The organism is Marinobacter sp. LA51 (assembly GCF_030297175.1).
GTDB lineage: Bacteria > Pseudomonadota > Gammaproteobacteria > Pseudomonadales > Oleiphilaceae > Marinobacter > Marinobacter apostichopi.
Genome location: NZ_AP028070.1, coordinates 1678001 through 1694203 on the forward strand (window position 1 = coordinate 1678001; position 16203 = coordinate 1694203).

The 16203-nt window shown below is 55.8% G+C and carries 11 protein-coding genes; 9 read left to right on the forward strand and 2 right to left on the reverse strand.

Going from position 1 to position 16203, the window contains the following annotated elements:
- Window positions 1–17: 17 nt before the first annotated feature.
- Window positions 18–1193 carry an acetyl-CoA C-acyltransferase FadA gene (gene fadA / locus QUE89_RS07785; RefSeq protein ID WP_286222630.1) on the forward strand — a complete coding sequence of 392 codons (1176 nt, stop codon included), beginning with the start codon at window positions 18–20 and terminating at the stop codon, window positions 1191–1193.
- Window positions 1194–1443: 250 nt separating this feature from the next.
- On the forward strand, window positions 1444–4077 hold the full coding sequence (gene topA, locus QUE89_RS07790) for a type I DNA topoisomerase (protein ID WP_286222631.1): 2634 nt from the start codon (window positions 1444–1446) through the stop codon (window positions 4075–4077).
- Between the two features lie 86 nt (window positions 4078–4163).
- Here topA and QUE89_RS07795 read toward each other — a convergent pair whose 3' ends face one another.
- Both QUE89_RS07795 and gltA read right to left on the reverse strand, forming a co-directional pair.
- Window positions 4164–5039 carry an NAD(P)-dependent oxidoreductase gene (locus QUE89_RS07795; RefSeq protein ID WP_286222632.1) on the reverse strand — a complete coding sequence of 292 codons (876 nt, stop codon included), beginning with the start codon at window positions 5037–5039 and terminating at the stop codon, window positions 4164–4166.
- 197 nt (window positions 5040–5236) lie between these two features.
- Window positions 5237–6511 carry a citrate synthase gene (gene gltA / locus QUE89_RS07800; RefSeq protein ID WP_286222633.1) on the reverse strand — a complete coding sequence of 425 codons (1275 nt, stop codon included), beginning with the start codon at window positions 6509–6511 and terminating at the stop codon, window positions 5237–5239.
- Window positions 6512–6985: 474 nt separating this feature from the next.
- On the opposite strand from gltA, the gene sdhC reads away from it, so the two are divergent.
- The 7 genes from sdhC to lpdA all read left to right on the forward strand — a co-directional run bounded on the left by sdhC (window position 6986) and on the right by lpdA (window position 16071).
- Window positions 6986–7363, forward strand: a complete 378-nt coding sequence (gene sdhC, locus QUE89_RS07805) for a succinate dehydrogenase, cytochrome b556 subunit (RefSeq protein WP_203300920.1) — start codon at window positions 6986–6988, stop codon at window positions 7361–7363.
- Complete coding sequence (gene sdhD, locus QUE89_RS07810; protein ID WP_286222634.1) at window positions 7354–7701, forward strand: succinate dehydrogenase, hydrophobic membrane anchor protein; 348 nt, start codon at window positions 7354–7356, stop codon at window positions 7699–7701. Before sdhC ends, sdhD begins: the two co-directional genes overlap by 10 nt.
- Window positions 7702–7704: 3 nt before the next feature.
- On the forward strand, window positions 7705–9477 hold the full coding sequence (sdhA, locus tag QUE89_RS07815; RefSeq protein ID WP_286222635.1) for a succinate dehydrogenase flavoprotein subunit: 1773 nt from the start codon (window positions 7705–7707) through the stop codon (window positions 9475–9477).
- 15 nt (window positions 9478–9492) lie between these two features.
- A complete protein-coding gene (locus QUE89_RS07820; RefSeq protein ID WP_286222636.1) occupies window positions 9493–10197 on the forward strand; it encodes a succinate dehydrogenase iron-sulfur subunit in 705 nt (234 codons plus the stop codon).
- 312 nt (window positions 10198–10509) lie between these two features.
- Window positions 10510–13347 (forward strand): 2-oxoglutarate dehydrogenase E1 component, encoded by a 2838-nt coding sequence (locus tag QUE89_RS07825; protein WP_286222637.1) that lies wholly within the window; start codon window positions 10510–10512, stop codon window positions 13345–13347.
- Between the two features lie 25 nt (window positions 13348–13372).
- On the forward strand, window positions 13373–14593 hold the full coding sequence (gene odhB / locus QUE89_RS07830; RefSeq protein WP_286222638.1) for a 2-oxoglutarate dehydrogenase complex dihydrolipoyllysine-residue succinyltransferase: 1221 nt from the start codon (window positions 13373–13375) through the stop codon (window positions 14591–14593).
- Window positions 14594–14628: 35 nt separating this feature from the next.
- Entirely contained in the window at window positions 14629–16071 is a 1443-nt protein-coding gene (lpdA, locus tag QUE89_RS07835) for a dihydrolipoyl dehydrogenase (RefSeq protein WP_286222639.1), read from the forward strand.
- Window positions 16072–16203: the final 132 nt, after the last annotated feature.

The following is a 16203-nucleotide window of genomic DNA, read 5'->3' on the forward strand; positions in this document are numbered from 1 at the left end:
CGAACGGAGACAGATCTATGAGCCTTAATCCGAGAGACGTTGTCGTCGTCGATTGCGTGCGGACTCCGATGGGTCGTGCCAAGAACGGTTGCTTTAGAAACGTGCGCGCCGAGACTTTGTCAGCTGCGCTGATCGAAGCACTGTTTGAGCGCAACCCGAAGCTTGACCCGAAAGAAGTAGAAGATGTGATCTGGGGCTGTGTAAACCAGACCAAGGAACAGGGCTTTAACGTGGCTCGGCAGATTTCCCTGCTGACCCGTGTTCCTCACGAGTCTGCTGCCCAGACCGTAAACCGCTTGTGCGGTTCGGCCATGTCCGCCATTCATACCGCAGCCCAGGCTATCCAGACTGGCAATGGCGATATGTTCCTGGTTGGTGGTGTTGAGCACATGGGTCACGTACCCATGACCGAAGGTTTCGACCACAACCCGGCGGCGTCCAAGTATTCAGCCAAGGCCTCGAACATGATGGGCCTGACTGCTGAAATGCTGGCCAAGATGCACGGCATCACCCGCGGACAACAGGATGAGTTCGGTGCCCGGTCTCACCGCCTGGCCCAGGAAGCGACTGTTGAAGGCCGCTTCAAGAACGAGATCGTGCCGATCGAAGGTCACGACGAGAATGGCTTCAAAGTGCTGATCGAGCACGACGAAACCATCCGTCCCGAGACCACGGCTGAGTCCCTGGGTCAGCTGCGTCCGGCGTTTGATCCGAAGAACGGCACCGTGACTGCAGGTACTTCATCACAGCTGACCGATGGCGCTGCTGCCATGGTGCTGATGTCCGCCGAGCGTGCCGAAGCCCTGGGCCTGAAGCCGATGGCTCGCATTCGCAGCATGGCCGTTGCAGGCTGTGATCCCGCGATCATGGGTTACGGTCCGGTTCCGGCTACCAAGAAAGCCCTGAAGCGCGCAGGCCTGAAAGTTGAAGATATCGACTTCTGGGAACTGAACGAGGCGTTTGCGGGTCAGTCTCTGCCGGTTCTGAAAGACCTGAAGCTGCTGGGTGTAATGGAAGAGAAAGTGAACCTGAACGGTGGTGCGATTGCCCTGGGCCATCCACTGGGCTGTTCCGGTGCACGAATCTCCACAACCCTGTTGAATGTTATGCAGGCCAAAGGCGGTAAGCTTGGTGTTTCCACCATGTGTATCGGTCTGGGGCAGGGCATCGCAACAGTGTGGGAACGCCTCTAATCGGCTCGATACGTTGAGCAAGAGCGTTCCAGAAAGGCCCGGCACCACGCCGGGCCTTTCTATTTATAGCCCGGGCAAAAAGCAGGGTGTAAGTGAAATAATGGGTTGTCTTGCTATTCTTGACCCTGTAAAACAGAGGGCTTACACAGAATAGCGGCAATTTTGTTTTATCTAGCCGACTGATTTTGCAGCGAGTTTACGGTTTGCTGACGAATTGACCGATTTATCGCCAAGGATACAGATCTCCGATATGGGTAAAAGTCTCGTAATTGTCGAGTCACCTGCGAAAGCGAAGACCATCAACAAATACCTGGGCTCGGACTTTATTGTTAAGTCGAGCGTCGGGCACATCCGTGATCTTCCCGTAAGTGGCAGTGGGTCCCAATCCGATCCCAAAGAGCGGGCCCGCCAGGCGGCGGCAACCCGAAAAATGGCTCCGGAAGAAAAAGCTGCGCACAAAAAGCGTAAGGCCCGTGAGCAGCTGGTCGCCCGCATGGGTGTTGATCCTGACAAGAACTGGGACGCCCGCTACGAGGTGTTACCCGGTAAAGAAAAAGTGGTCAGCGAGCTGAAGCGGCTGGCGAAATCTGCCGATCACATCTATCTCGCAACGGATTTGGATCGCGAGGGGGAGGCCATCGCCTGGCACCTGCAGCAGACCATTGGTGGTGAGCCAGAGAAGTATCGTCGTGTTGTCTTTAACGAGATCACCAAGCGAGCCATCCAGGACGCCTTCAAGGACCCGGGTGCGCTCGATAACAACCGCGTTAACGCCCAGCAGGCCCGTCGTTTTCTCGATCGTGTGGTGGGCTACATGGTATCGCCCCTGTTATGGGCCAAGCTTGCCCGCGGTCTTTCCGCTGGCCGGGTACAATCGGTTGCGGTTCGACTGATTGTCGAGCGTGAGCGTGAGATCCGGAAGTTTGTGCCGGAAGAATTCTGGCAGTTGCACGCTGATCTGGCGCCCGGCAAGTCCGAGCCTGTACGGTTTGAAGTAACCCGTTACGACGACAAGCCTTATAGGCCGGTAAACGAGCAACAGAGCAATGACCATGTTGCCCGTCTGGAATCAGGCAGCTTCAAGGTTGCCAAACGCGAAGACAAGCCGACCAAGTCGCGGCCGTCGGCGCCGTTTATTACCTCAACCCTGCAGCAGGCGGCCAGTAACCGCATGGGCTTCAGCGTCAAGAAAACCATGATGCTGGCCCAGAGGCTGTACGAGGCGGGTTTCATTACCTACATGCGTACTGACTCCACCAACCTGAGTCAGGACGCGGTGGCTGGCTGCCGGGAGTTCATCCAGAAGCAGTTCGGCGAACGTTACCTGCCTGAGAAGCAGCGGGTTTACGGCAGCAAGGAAGGCGCCCAAGAAGCGCACGAGGCGATCCGTCCTACCGAGGTGAGTCGTCGTCCGGCGGATATCAGTGGTCTCGAAAAGGATGCTGAGAAGCTCTACGACCTGATCTGGCGTCAGTTCATTGCCTGCCAGATGGCAGATGCCGAGTTCCTCAGCACCTCTATTGTGGTCGCTAACGGCGATTACGAGCTTCGTACCCGGGGCCGGATCATCAAGTTTGATGGTTTCCTGAAAGCGGCACCTCAGTCGTCCAAGAAAGACGAAGACGTGGCGTTGCCGGATATCAAGGTAGACGAGGTTCTGGACCTGAAAAAGCTGGATCCGAGCCAGCACTTCACCAAGCCCTCGCCGCGTTACACTGAGGCCAGTCTGGTCAAAGAGCTGGAGAAGCAAGGTATTGGCCGGCCCTCGACCTACGCATCGATCATTTCCACCATTCAGGATCGTGGCTATGTCCGGCTGCAGAACCGCCGGTTCTACGCTGAAAAGATGGGTGAGATTGTCACCGAGCGATTGTCGGAATCGTTCCCGAACCTGATGGATTTCGATTTTACCGCCCGGATGGAAGGCGAGCTGGACGAGATCGCCGAAGGTGATGTTGAGTGGAAAAAAGTGCTCAATGATTTCTACGGCAAATTCCGGCAACAGCTGGAAACCGCCGAGAGCACCGAGGACGGTGGCATGCGCGCGAACGTGCCAACGGAGACCGATATTCCATGTCCGACCTGTTCCCGCAATATGCAGATCCGCGTCGCCAGCACCGGGGTGTTCCTGGGTTGTTCCGGCTACTCGCTTCCGCCCAAGGAGCGTTGCAAAACCACCATCAACCTTACCTCAGGGGATGAAGTGGTCAGCGCTGACGAGGATGTCGAGGGTGAGGGCGAAAGCAGACTGCTGCGCAAGAAGCGCCGCTGTGCCAAGTGCGGTACCGCGATGGACAGTTACCTGATCGACGAAACCCGGAAGCTGCATGTGTGTGGCAACAACCCGGATTGTTCTGGCTTCGAAGTCGAGCAGGGCACTTTCCGCATCAAGGGGTATGATGGCCCGACGCTGGAGTGCGACAAGTGCGGTTCCGAGATGCAGCTCAAGACCGGGCGCTTTGGTAAGTATTTCGGCTGTACAAGTGATACGTGCAAAAACACTCGTAAGTTATTGAAAAGTGGTGAGCCCGCGCCGCCTAAAATGGATCCCGTGCCAATGCCGGAGCTGCAGTGTCAGAAAGTGGATGACACTTATGTACTGCGTGACGGTGCTTCCGGGTTGTTCCTGGCTGCGAGCAAATTCCCCAAGAACCGGGAAACACGGCCGCCGTTGGTCAAGGAGATTAAGCCCCATCGCGACGAGATCGACCCCAAGTACGAGTTCCTGATGAAGGCGCCAGTGGCGGATCCCGAGGGCAATCCTACGGTCATTCGCTACAGCAGGAAGTCCAAGGAGCAGTACGTCATGTCCGAAAAGGATGGCAAGGCGACGGGCTGGTCTGCCTGGTACGTGAAGGGCAAATGGCAGCCGAAAGAAAAGTAGTCAGTACCTGCCGGTCTGATTGATTGGTATTAAATGAAAAGGGGGCTTCGGCCCCCTTTTTTTGTGCGCTCAGTTCAGAAGCTGTCCTAGCGCAGTTTGCGGAGTCTCTGGATTAGGGAGGAGGTGTCCCATCGGCGTCCGCCCATCGCCTGAACGTCACCATAGAATTGATCCACCAGTGCCGTGACCGGCAGCGAGGCATTCACTTTGTTGGCTTCTGCCAGGCAGATGCCGAGATCCTTGCGCATCCAGTCGACAGCGAAGCCATGGTCAAACTCCCCGGCAATCATGGTCCCGGAGCGGTTTTCCATCTGCCAGGATTGGGCCGCCCCCTTTGAAATGACATCCACTACCTTCTGGACGTCCAGCTCGGCCTTCTCTGCAAAGTGCAGGGCCTCGGACAAGCCCTGGACCAGTCCGGCAATGGCAATTTGATTGACCATTTTAGTTTTTTGGCCGCTCCCTGCAGGCCCCATGAGGTTCAGGGCACGGGCGTAAAGTTCAAGAATCGGCTTGGCTTTGCTGAAATCTGCGTCGGCGCCGCCGCACATGATGGTTAGCTGGCCATTCTCAGCACCTTGTTGGCCGCCTGAAACTGGTGCATCAATAAAGCCTTGACCATTTTGGCTGGCGGATGCGGCCAGCTGCTCGGCGATTCCGGCGGAAGCGGTGGTATGGTCCACCAGGATGGCGCCCTTTGGGGCCTTGGCGATGATGCCGTTGTCGCCTTCGAAAACTTCAACCAGATCCTTGTCGGCACCGACGCAGGTCATGACAAAATCGGCGCCGTCGACGGCCTCAGCGATCGTTTGGCAGGGTGTTCCCGTGTATTCCTGTGCCCATTGCTGGGTTTTTGCAGCGGTACGGTTCCACACTCTGACGTTGAGCCCGGCCTTTGCCAGGTGTCCGGCCATGGGGTAGCCCATTACGCCCAGCCCGATAAAGCTGACGGTAGTTGTCATAGCGATTGTCTCCTGGATTTCCAGTGTTGTTTTAGGTTCAAGTGACGTGATTTTAGGTCGCTGTACTAAACGGTATCACAGGCACGGCCATTCCTCCCGATTCAACGACAGGTCAGTCATCGGCAGGGCAAAAAAAAGGCCGCTAAAGTTTTAGCGGCCTTTTCTGTGTCGCGCCTGGGTAGACGCTTAGTCCGGCGTTACTTTGCCGGGTAGTCCCGGGAGTCGGAACCGGTGTACAGCTGGCGCGGACGGCCAATGCGGTAGTCGCCACTGACCATTTCGTTCCAGTGGGAGAACCAGCCAATGGTGCGCGACATGGCAAAGATAACCGTGAACATAGAGGTCGGAATGCCGATGGCCTTCAGGATCAGGCCAGAGTAGAAGTCGACGTTCGGGTACAGTTTGCGCTGCACGAAGTATTCATCTTCTAGCGCAATTTTCTCGAGGCGCTGTGCGATGCGCAGCAGCGGATCGTTTTCCAGACCGAGCTCGCTCAGGACTTCGTGCGCGGTTTTCGCCATGACTTTGGCGCGCGGGTCGAAGTTCTTGTAAACGCGGTGGCCAAAGCCCATCAGGCGGAAAGGATCGTCTTTATCCTTGGCCTTGGCGATGAACTTCTCAATGTTGGACTCGTCACCGATCTCGGCCAGCATGTCCAGAACCGCTTCGTTAGCGCCGCCGTGCGCCGGGCCCCACAGTGCAGCAATGCCAGAGGCAATGCAGGCGTACGGGTTGGCGCCGGTAGAGCCGGCCAGGCGAACCGTGGAGGTTGAGGCGTTCTGCTCATGATCGGCGTGCAGAATGAAAATTTTGTCCATGGCCTTCGCCAGGATCGGGTTTGGCTTGTACTCCTCGCAAGGCACACCAAACATCATCTGCAGGAAGTTCTCGGAGTAGGACAGGTCGTTGCGCGGATACATGAACGGCTGACCAATGCTGTACTTGTAGCACCAGGCCGCGATGGTCGGCATCTTCGCGATCAGGCGGTGCGCGGTGATTTCACGCTGATGCTCGTCGGCCACGTCCATCTGGTCGTGGTAGAAGGCAGATAGGGCGCCAACAACGCCGCACATAATAGCCATCGGATGCGCGTCACGGCGGAAGCCTTGGAAGAAGTTGCGCATCTGATCGTGGAGCATGGTGTGGTTTTTGATGGTGTCGTGGAACCGCTTGTTCTCTTCCGCGGTCGGCAGTTCACCTTTCAGGAGCAGATAGCAGACTTCGAGGTAATCGGAGTGCTCTGCAAGCTGCTCAATAGGGTAGCCCCGGTGCAGGAGGACGCCTTTTGCACCATCGATGTAGGTAATGGCTGATTCGCAGGCTGCCGTGGATACAAAGCCTGGGTCGTAAGTAAAAACGCCTTCCTGGACTAGGCCTCGTACGTCGATAACGTCAGGGCCGACGGTGCCGGAATATACCGGTAACTCAATGGACTTATCACCCACCGAGAGCGTAGCTTTCCTGTCGGTCATGGTGCTCTCCTATATGTCAGCTTGTCAGCTATATCTACATTTTTAGATGCGCTAGAAGGCGCGTATTATCGCAAAACTGGCGGCAAAATATAGGGCGTTGGCTTTTTTTGTCAATGAAAGAGTCCGGAAAACCCCTTTTTTAGCCGGTTCTGTAAATCAGGGATATCCCACACAATGGTGAAATGCGCACCAAATAGGTTTTGTCAATAGGCCTTATAGCGGTCTCAAGCCCATGAATTCCGGGCTGTGCAGGGAGTTGCGCGTTTGTAATTAATTAGGGTACTCCTTATAATCCGTAGCCCGGAATTGGGGATATTCCTTGATCCAGAGTTAAATAATGACTGGAGCAAGGGGGCTATTCTCCCTCCTGAGCCAATCGCGTGTCGGTCTCGTATCGAATGCCGATCCTTACATACCAACCATCCGCAACCGGGTTTCCGGATATGTGGAATAAAGAGAGAGTGTGAGAGCGCTGTGAATAGCAAACGACCAGTAAATCTCGATCTCGGCAAGTTTCATTTTCCGCTGCCAGCCATTACGTCCATTCTGCACCGCATCAGCGGCATCATCCTTTTTGTTGGTGTTGCGTTCATGCTTTATGGTCTTCAGCTTTCCCTGTCTGGGGAAGAGGGCTTCAGCCGCGTCAGTGAACTGCTGGACAGCTTCCTTGCAAAGCTGATTACCTGGGGCATTTTGTCTGCTCTGCTGTACCACTTGGTTGCCGGTATCAAGCACCTGCTCATGGATATGGGTATTGGTGAAGAACTGGAAAGCGGCCGTCTCGCCTCGAAGATCACGATTGTGGTTTCCGTCATCCTCATCGTTCTGGCAGGAGTCTGGGTATGGGCATGAACAGCGTAACGAACATTGGCCGTAACGGTATCCAGGATTGGATCATCCAGCGTGTCTCTGCCTACGTACTGGCTTTGTACACCTTGTTCCTGCTCGGCTTCTTTGTCACCACCGACGTAGATTATCAGTCCTGGTCAGCGCTTTTTGATCAAGCGTGGTTCCGGATCTTTACTCTGCTGACATTGTTGTCCATCGGTGGCCACGCCTGGGTAGGGCTTTGGACCATTTCGACCGACTACATTAAATCCGCAGGACAGCGCATGCTGTTTCAGGCAGCCACCGTCCTGGCAATTTTTGTTTATGTGGTCTGGGGTATTCAGATTATTTGGGGGCTTTAATCGATGTCTAACATAAAGACCATGTCTTTTGATGCGATTGTAATTGGCGGCGGTGGTTCCGGTATGCGGGCCGCGCTGCAACTGACGGAGTCCGGTGTAAATACCGCGTGTATCACCAAAGTATTCCCGACTCGGTCGCACACTGTGTCTGCCCAGGGTGGTATCACCTGCGCAATCGCAAGCGCTGACCCCAACGATGATTGGCGCTGGCACATGTATGACACGGTGAAAGGCTCCGACTACATCGCCGATCAGGATGCGGTAGAGTATATGTGCTCGGTTGGCCCCCAGGCTGTCTTTGAGCTGGAGCACATGGGTCTTCCTTTCTCCCGCACGGAGCAGGGCCGCATCTATCAGCGCCCGTTCGGTGGTCAGTCCAAGGGTCCTGACAACCCGACTCAGGCAGCCCGTACTTGCGCCGCAGCCGACCGTACCGGTCACGCGCTGCTGCACACCCTGTACCAGGCGAACCTGAAGGGTGGTACCACGTTCCTTAACGAGTGGTACGCCGTAGATCTGGTCAAAAACAGTAAAGACGAAGTAGTTGGCGTAGTCGCCATCGAGATCGAAACCGGTGAAGTGGCCTACATCAAGAGCAAGGCTACCGTACTCGCCACCGGCGGTGCTGGTCGTATTTACTCGTCTACAACCAACGCATTGATCAATACTGGCGACGGTATTGGCATGGCCCTGCGCGCCGGTTTCCCGATGCAGGACATGGAAATGTGGCAGTTCCACCCAACTGGCATCCACGGTGCTGGCACGCTGGTTACTGAGGGTTGTCGCGGTGAGGGTGGTTATCTTATTAACGCCGAAGGTGAGCGTTTCATGGAGCGTTATGCTCCGAACGCTAAGGACCTCGCCGGTCGTGACGTTGTAGCCCGGGCCATGGTTATCGAGATTCTCGAAGGCCGCGGTTGCGGTCCTGAGAAAGATCACGTCCTGCTGAAGCTTGATCATCTGGGTGAAGAGACCCTGAACCTGCGTCTGCCGGGTATCTGCGAGCTGTCTCGCACCTTCGCCCACGTGGACCCGGTCAAAGAACCTATTCCGGTGGTTCCGACCTGTCACTACATGATGGGTGGTATTCCGACTAACGTTGGTGGCCAGGCGCTGACTCAGGATGAAAGCGGCAACGACAAGCCTATTGCTGGTCTGTTTGCCTGTGGCGAAGCGGCTTGTGTATCTGTACACGGTGCTAACCGTCTGGGTGGTAACTCTCTGCTGGACCTGGTTGTCTTCGGTCGGGCTGCCGGCCTGCACATCGAAGAGCAGCTGCGCGGTGGTTTTGAAGTCGACGGCGCCAGCGAAGAAGATATCAAGCGTGCCATGGCTCGCCTTGATCGTCTGGACGGCGCTTCCGAGGGCGAAAGCGTAGCGGACGTTCGTAAGGATCTGCAAAGCTGCATGCAGCTGTATTTCGGTGTATTCCGTGATGGCAGCAGCATGGAAGAAGGTCTGAAGAAGCTGGAAGCCATCGGTGAGCGTGTTCGCAACACCAAGCTGGCAGATACCAGTAATGCGTTCAACACTGCGCGGATCGAAGCTCTGGAGCTCGACAACCTGTTCGAGGTTGCACTGGCTACCGCGATTTCCGCCTTTGAGCGTAAAGAAAGCCGTGGTGCTCACGCCCGTAACGATTTCACCGAGCGTGACGACGAAAACTGGCTGAAGCATTCCATGTACTTTCCGACTGACAAGCGTGTCGGAAAGCGCGCGGTGAATTTCGCGCCGAAGACCGTGGACACGTTTGAGCCGAAGATTCGGACTTACTAAAGGGGAGTGCCAAAGATGTTAGTAAGCCTTTATCGTTACAATCCGGAAGCTGACAACGCACCTTACATGCAGGATGTGGAAGTCGAGATTCCGGAAGGCAAAGATCTGATGGTTCTTGATGTGCTGAACCTCATCAAGGAGCGGGATGCGTCAATGTCCTACCGTCGTTCTTGCCGTGAAGGAGTCTGTGGCTCCGACGGTATGAACATGAACGGGAAAAATGGTCTGGCCTGCATCACGCCGCTTTCCCAGGTTGTTAAGAACAACAAGCTGGTAGTGCGTCCGTTGCCCGGTCTGCCGGTCATTCGTGACCTGGTTGTCGACATGAGCCTTTTCTACAAACAGTACGAGAAGGTTATGCCGTATCTGGTTAACGATAATCCTGCGCCCGCCATTGAGCGTCTGCAGTCGCCAGAAGATCGTGAGAAGCTGGATGGCCTGTACGAGTGTATTCTCTGTGCCTGCTGCTCCACTTCCTGCCCGTCGTTCTGGTGGAATCCGGATAAGTTCATTGGTCCGGCCGGTCTGCTCCAGGCATACCGATTCCTGGCGGATAGCCGGGATACTGCTCAGGCCGAGCGTCTGGAAGATCTTGATGACCCGTTCAGCGTTTTCCGCTGCCGGGGTATCATGAACTGTGTTAGTGTCTGCCCGAAAGGCCTGAACCCCACAAGGGCAATTGGCCACATCCGGAACCTTCTGCTGCAACGAGCTTCTTAAGCAGCAGGGTCTGCACCAGGCGCTATACTGTCCTGACTAGGTTCGGCACCCTGAAGGCCCCGCAAAGACGCGGGGCCTTCAACCAAAGGCTTATAGTCAAAAGTCTTACTCGGGTGCACACTACACAAGCCGTGACTGAAGCTTATAAAGTTGATGCACGGATTGCTGAGTATAAAACCACCGGGGAATGGAAAACATCCACGTCGAGTGTGGCGGCCAAAGTCGATCCCGTAAAAACCCGTATTGACTGAGAATTACCCCTGGCCGACCATATTCCGCTCCCCCGCACCAGCCCAAGGTGAGCTATTCAAAATGCACGAAAGCATCATGGAGCAGTTATGGCAGACTTCCCACTTGCAGGGTGGAAATCTAGCCTACGTTGAACAGCTTTTTGAAACCTACCTGACAGACCCCAATGCCGTTCCCGAAGAGTGGCGTAGTTATTTTGACAAGCTTCCCAGCGTCGATGGCTCTCATGGCCGTGACGTTGCGCATTCTTCAATCCGCGAACAGTTTGAACACATCTCCCGTAATCAGCGCTTTCTTGCCAGTGGAGGTGTCCCCGCCAGTGCCACCAGCGACGCCGACAAGAAGCAGATTCGTGTTCTACAGCTGATTAACACGTACCGTTTTCGTGGTCATCAGGAAGCGAAGCTTGACCCGCTGGGCGTTTGGCAGCGAGCCAAGGTAGAGGATCTTGATCCTGGGTTTCACGAGCTTTCAGACTCCGACAATGACCTGGAGTTCCAGACTGGCTCCCTGAATTTTGGCTCCGAGACCATGAAGCTCGGAGATATCATCGATGGTCTGCGCCGCACCTATTGCGAAAGTATTGGTGCCGAGTACATGCACATCGTCGATACTCGCATCAAGCGGTGGTTCCAGCAGCGCATGGAACCAGTGCGGTCCCGTCCGGATTACGAAGCGAAGACCCGCAAGCATCTCCTCGAACGTCTGACCGCCGCTGAAGGTCTGGAAAAGTACCTGGGTTCCCGGTACCCCGGTGTGAAGCGCTTTGGTCTTGAAGGCGGTGAAGCGCTGATTCCGTGCCTCGACGAGCTGATTCAGCGCGCCGGGTCCTACGGCGCCAAGGAAATTGTTCTGGGCATGGCACACCGTGGCCGCCTGAACGTTCTGGTCAACACGCTTGGTAAGAACCCGAAAGAGCTGTTTGACGAGTTCGAAGGCAAGAAGCTTGCAGATTCCGGATCAGGTGACGTTAAGTACCATCAGGGCTTCTCCTCGAACGTCATGACTTCCGGTGGCGAAGTGCACCTGGCGATGGCGTTTAACCCGTCGCATCTGGAAATCGTATCGCCGGTGGTTGAGGGCTCTGTTCGTGCCCGTCAAACCCGCAGGAACGATCCCGACGGAACCCAGTGTGTTCCGATTATTCTGCACGGTGACGCGGCGTTTGCCGGGCAGGGCGTGGTCATGGAGACATTTCAGATGTCTCAGACTCGCGGTTACGGCGTGGGTGGCACTATCCACATCGTGATCAACAACCAGGTAGGCTTCACTACCAGCAAGCAGGAAGATGCGCGCTCGACCGAGTACTGCACCGATGTCGCCAAGATGGTTCAGGCGCCGATTCTGCACGTGAATGCGGATGACCCAGAAGCGGTCATGTTCGCCACCCAAATGGCGATGGATTACCGCAACGAATTCAAGAACGACGTGGTCATCGATCTGGTCTGCTACCGTCGCCGTGGGCACAACGAAGCCGACGAGCCTGCAGCTACTCAGCCGCAGATGTATGAGAAGATCCGTAAGCTTAAGACTACGCGCAACCTGTACGCCGAAAAACTGATTGCCGAGGGTGTCATCACCGAGGAAGAAGGCAAGCAGATGGAGAATGACTACCGTGACGCACTGGATGACGGTGAGCACGTGGTCAAATCCCTGGTCAAGGAGCCCAACAAGGAGCTCTATGTTGACTGGTCGCCGTACCTTGGCCATGAGTGGACAGCCAAGTGTAAGTCCAGTGTTGCTCTGAAAACCATTCAGAAGCTGGGCAAGAAGCTGACTTCCGTGCCGGAAGGTTTCAGTATTCAGCGTCAGGTTTCCAAGATTGTCAGCGACCGCGAGAAGATGACCGCGGGCGCACTGCCCATCAACTGGGGCTACGGCGAAGTAATGGCCTACGCGACGTTGATCGATGAAGGGCATCCGATCCGGATCACCGGTCAGGACGTCGGTCGGGGAACTTTCTCCCACCGTCACGCCGTACTGCACAACCAGAAAGATGGCGCAACGCACATTGCCCTGGAGCAGCTGTCGGACGATCAGCCGCTATTTGAAATCTATGATTCGCTGCTGTCTGAAGAAGCGGTCATGGCGTTTGAGTACGGCTACGCCACCACCGCGCCCAGTGGTTTGATTGTCTGGGAAGCTCAGTTTGGCGATTTCGCCAACGGTGCCCAGGTGGTCATCGACCAATTCCTGACCAGTGGTGAACACAAGTGGGGCCGTCTGTGCGGGCTTACTCTGTTGCTGCCTCACGGTTACGAGGGCCAGGGTCCGGAGCACAGCTCTGCCCGTTTGGAGCGATTCCTGCAGCTGAGTGCCGAGCACAACATTCAGGTGTGTGTGCCGACAACGCCTTCGCAGGTATTCCACATGTTGCGTCGTCAGGTGAAGCGTCCGCTGCGTAAGCCGCTGGTTGCGATTACACCAAAGAGTCTGCTGCGTCATAAGGAAGCCACCTCTGATTTGGATGACCTGACTTCAGGCACCTTCCAGACCGTTCTGCCAGAGAAAGAGCCGTCCGATCCGAAGAAAGTGACGCGCCTGATCATGTGCAGCGGCAAGGTTTACTTCGATCTCCTGGAAAAGAAAAAGTCTGAAGAGCGCGATGACGTCGCGATCTTCCGAATCGAGCAGCTGTACCCGTTCCCGGGTGACGATCTGGACGCTATGCTTGCCAAGTATCCCAAGTTGAAAAACGTGGTCTGGTGCCAGGAAGAACCGATGAACCAGGGTGCCTGGTACCCGAGCCAGCATCATATGAGAAATGCGCTCCAGCGCCTGAACCCAAAGCTGTACCTCCAGTATGCCGGTCGCGATGCTTCCGCTGCTCCCGCTTGTGGGCACATGTCTGTGCACATTGAAGAGCAGAAGAAGCTGGTAAACGACGCGTTTGAAATCTGACGAGCTACCGAACTAAGGATCTGTAATGTCAACTGAGATTAAAGCCCCCGTTTTCCCGGAGTCGGTCGCAGAGGGTACCGTTGCGACCTGGCACAAGCAGCCGGGTGAAGCCTGTTCACGAGACGAACTGATTGTCGATATTGAAACCGACAAGGTCGTCCTGGAAGTCGTTGCTCCCGCCGATGGCGTGATTGAAGAAGTGATGAAGGGCGAAGGCGATACCGTGGAAAGCGGTGAAGTAATCGGCAAATTCAAGGAAGGCGCGGCTGGAGAATCCAAGCCTGCCGAGAGCAAGAAAGAAGAAGCGCCGAAAGAGGAGGCTCCGAAAGAAGAAGCCGCTGCCTCTGGCGACGCCATCCTCAGTCCGGCTGCTCGCAAGCTGGCTGATGAGAACAACGTTGACCCCAATTCTGTCAAAGGCACTGGCAAAGACGGCCGGGTTACCAAGGAAGATGTGCAGAGTCACATTGATAACAAGCCGGCCGGCGGCGCTGCTGCAGCGGCACCGGCTGCTGGCATGCCTGAGGTAAATGTGGCTTCCGGTGAGCGTCCTGAAAAACGCGTACCGATGACCCGCTTGCGTGCCAGTATCGCCAAGCGCCTGGTGAATGCGCAGCAGAGCGCAGCCATGCTGACCACCTTTAACGAGGTGAACATGGGGCCGATCATGGAAATGCGCAAGCAATACCAAGACAGCTTTGTTAAGCGTCACGGTATCAAGCTTGGCTTCATGTCGTTCTTCACCAAAGCTGCGACCGAAGCGCTTAAGCGTTTCCCGGCAGTGAATGCCTCTATCGATGGCAATGATATGGTGTACCACGGCTACCAGGATATCGGCGTGGCCGTATCGACCGACCGTGGTCTGGTTGTTCCGGTGCTGCGCGACTCCGACGCGATGGGTCTGGCAGATATCGAGAAGAAGATTGTCGAGTACGGCACCAAGGCGAAAGATGGCAAGCTGGGCATCGAAGATATGACCGGCGGAACCTTTACCATCACCAACGGCGGTATCTTTGGTTCGCTGATTTCGACGCCGATCCTGAACCCGCCGCAGACAGCTATTCTGGGTATGCACAAGATCCAGGAGCGTCCGATGGCAGTTAACGGCAAGGTCGAGATCCAGCCGATGATGTATCTGGCGCTGTCATACGACCACCGCATGATCGATGGCAAGGAAGCGGTACAATTCCTTGTCGCCATTAAGGAAATGCTTGAAGATCCAGCGCGTATTCTGCTGGACGTCTGAGCTGACACTTAACGAATCAGAAAACGGGATCAAATATGTCTGATAAGTATGACGTGATTGTCATTGGTGCAGGTCCTGGCGGCTACGTTGCCGCCATCAAGGCTGCCCAGCTGGGTCTTAAGACGGCCTGTGTAGAGTCCTGGACGTCTACGGACGGCAAAAGTCAGGTGTTGGGCGGTACCTGCCTGAACGTCGGCTGTATTCCCTCGAAGGCGCTGCTGGAAATTTCTCACAAGTATGAGGAAACCACGCACGATTACGAGATGCAGGGCATCATCGCCAAGGATGTCAAAATGGACATCGGCAAGATGATGGAGCGCAAGGGTGGCATCGTGAAGCAGCTGACCGGCGGTATTGCCGGGCTGTTCAAGGCCAATGGCGTTACGTCGATCCACGGTCACGGCAAGCTGCTTGCCAACCGCAAGGTTGAAGTCACCGATAAGGATGGCAACGCAAAGACCTACGAAGCCGACAACGTAATCCTGGCTTCAGGTTCCAAGCCGATTCAGATTCCGCCAGCTCCGTTCGACGGTGAGAACATCGTTGATTCCGAGGGCGCACTGGAATTCTCTGAAGTACCGAAGCGCCTGGGCGTTATCGGTGCTGGCGTTATCGGTCTTGAGCTGGGTAGCGTATGGGCACGCCTGGGTTCTGAAGTGACTGTACTGGAAGCTCAGGATACGTTCCTGCCAGCGGTCGACCAGCAGGTCGCCAAAGATGCAATGAAACAGTTCCAGAAACAGGGACTGAACATTGTGATGGGCGCGCGCATGACCGGAGCCGAGGTTAAGCGTAAGCTGGTTAACGTTACCTATGAAGATTCCAAGGGTAAGCACGAAGCCAAGTTCGACAAGCTGATTGTCGCGGTTGGTCGTCGTCCGTACACCGACAACCTGCTGTCTGAAGACGCGGGTGTTCAGATGGACGAGCGCGGTTTCATCTTCGTTGATGACAGCTGCAAGACCGAAGCGCCTGGCGTTTGGGCTATCGGCGACGTCGTTCGTGGTCCGATGCTGGCGCACAAGGCGTCGGAAGAGGGTGTCATGGTTGCCGAGCGGATCGCCGGTCACAAGCCGCAGGTCAACTACGATTGCATCCCGAACGTGATTTATACGGCTCCGGAAGTAGCGTGGGTTGGTAAGACCGAAGAAGAACTCAAAGCCGAAGGCGAAGAGTACAATGTCGGTTCCTTCCCGTTTGCTGCCAACGGTCGTGCAATGGCTGCCAACTCGGCGTCTGGCATGGTCAAGATTATCGCTGATGCGAAAACAGACCGGATTCTCGGTTTCCACGTTGTTGGTCCCCAGGCCTCGGAAATCGTTGCCCAGGGCGTAATTGCCATGGAGTTTGGTTCCAGCGCTGAAGATCTGGCGCTGACTTGCTTTGCGCACCCGACTCTGTCCGAGTCTGTGCATGAAGCAGCTCTGGCTGTCGCCGGTGGCGCGATTCACGTCGCCAACCGCCGCAAAAAGAAGTAACGCAAGCCAGGAAGCGGGGGCGCCAATGACGGCGCCCCACTGCCATAAAAACGGCTGGCTTCCGGTTGCGCTCACGGCGAGCTGAGGTGATCCCCGGCTCGCCAAACCGAATTCGCAACAGCAGTCCCGGAG

What these genes read in the sequence shown, in the direction of transcription:
- odhB (WP_286222638.1), top strand. Translation starts at nt 13,373, where the DNA reads ATGTCAACTGAGATTAAAGCCCCCGTTTTCCCGGAGTCGGTCGCAGAG.
- fadA (WP_286222630.1), top strand. Translation starts at nt 18, where the DNA reads ATGAGCCTTAATCCGAGAGACGTTGTCGTCGTCGATTGCGTGCGGACT.
- sdhD (WP_286222634.1), top strand. Translation starts at nt 7,354, where the DNA reads ATGGGCATGAACAGCGTAACGAACATTGGCCGTAACGGTATCCAGGAT.
- topA (WP_286222631.1), top strand. Translation starts at nt 1,444, where the DNA reads ATGGGTAAAAGTCTCGTAATTGTCGAGTCACCTGCGAAAGCGAAGACC.
- QUE89_RS07795 (WP_286222632.1), bottom strand. Translation starts at nt 5,039, where the DNA reads ATGACAACTACCGTCAGCTTTATCGGGCTGGGCGTAATGGGCTACCCC.
- lpdA (WP_286222639.1), top strand. Translation starts at nt 14,629, where the DNA reads ATGTCTGATAAGTATGACGTGATTGTCATTGGTGCAGGTCCTGGCGGC.
- QUE89_RS07825 (WP_286222637.1), top strand. Translation starts at nt 10,510, where the DNA reads ATGCACGAAAGCATCATGGAGCAGTTATGGCAGACTTCCCACTTGCAG.
- gltA (WP_286222633.1), bottom strand. Translation starts at nt 6,511, where the DNA reads ATGACCGACAGGAAAGCTACGCTCTCGGTGGGTGATAAGTCCATTGAG.
- sdhA (WP_286222635.1), top strand. Translation starts at nt 7,705, where the DNA reads ATGTCTAACATAAAGACCATGTCTTTTGATGCGATTGTAATTGGCGGC.
- QUE89_RS07820 (WP_286222636.1), top strand. Translation starts at nt 9,493, where the DNA reads ATGTTAGTAAGCCTTTATCGTTACAATCCGGAAGCTGACAACGCACCT.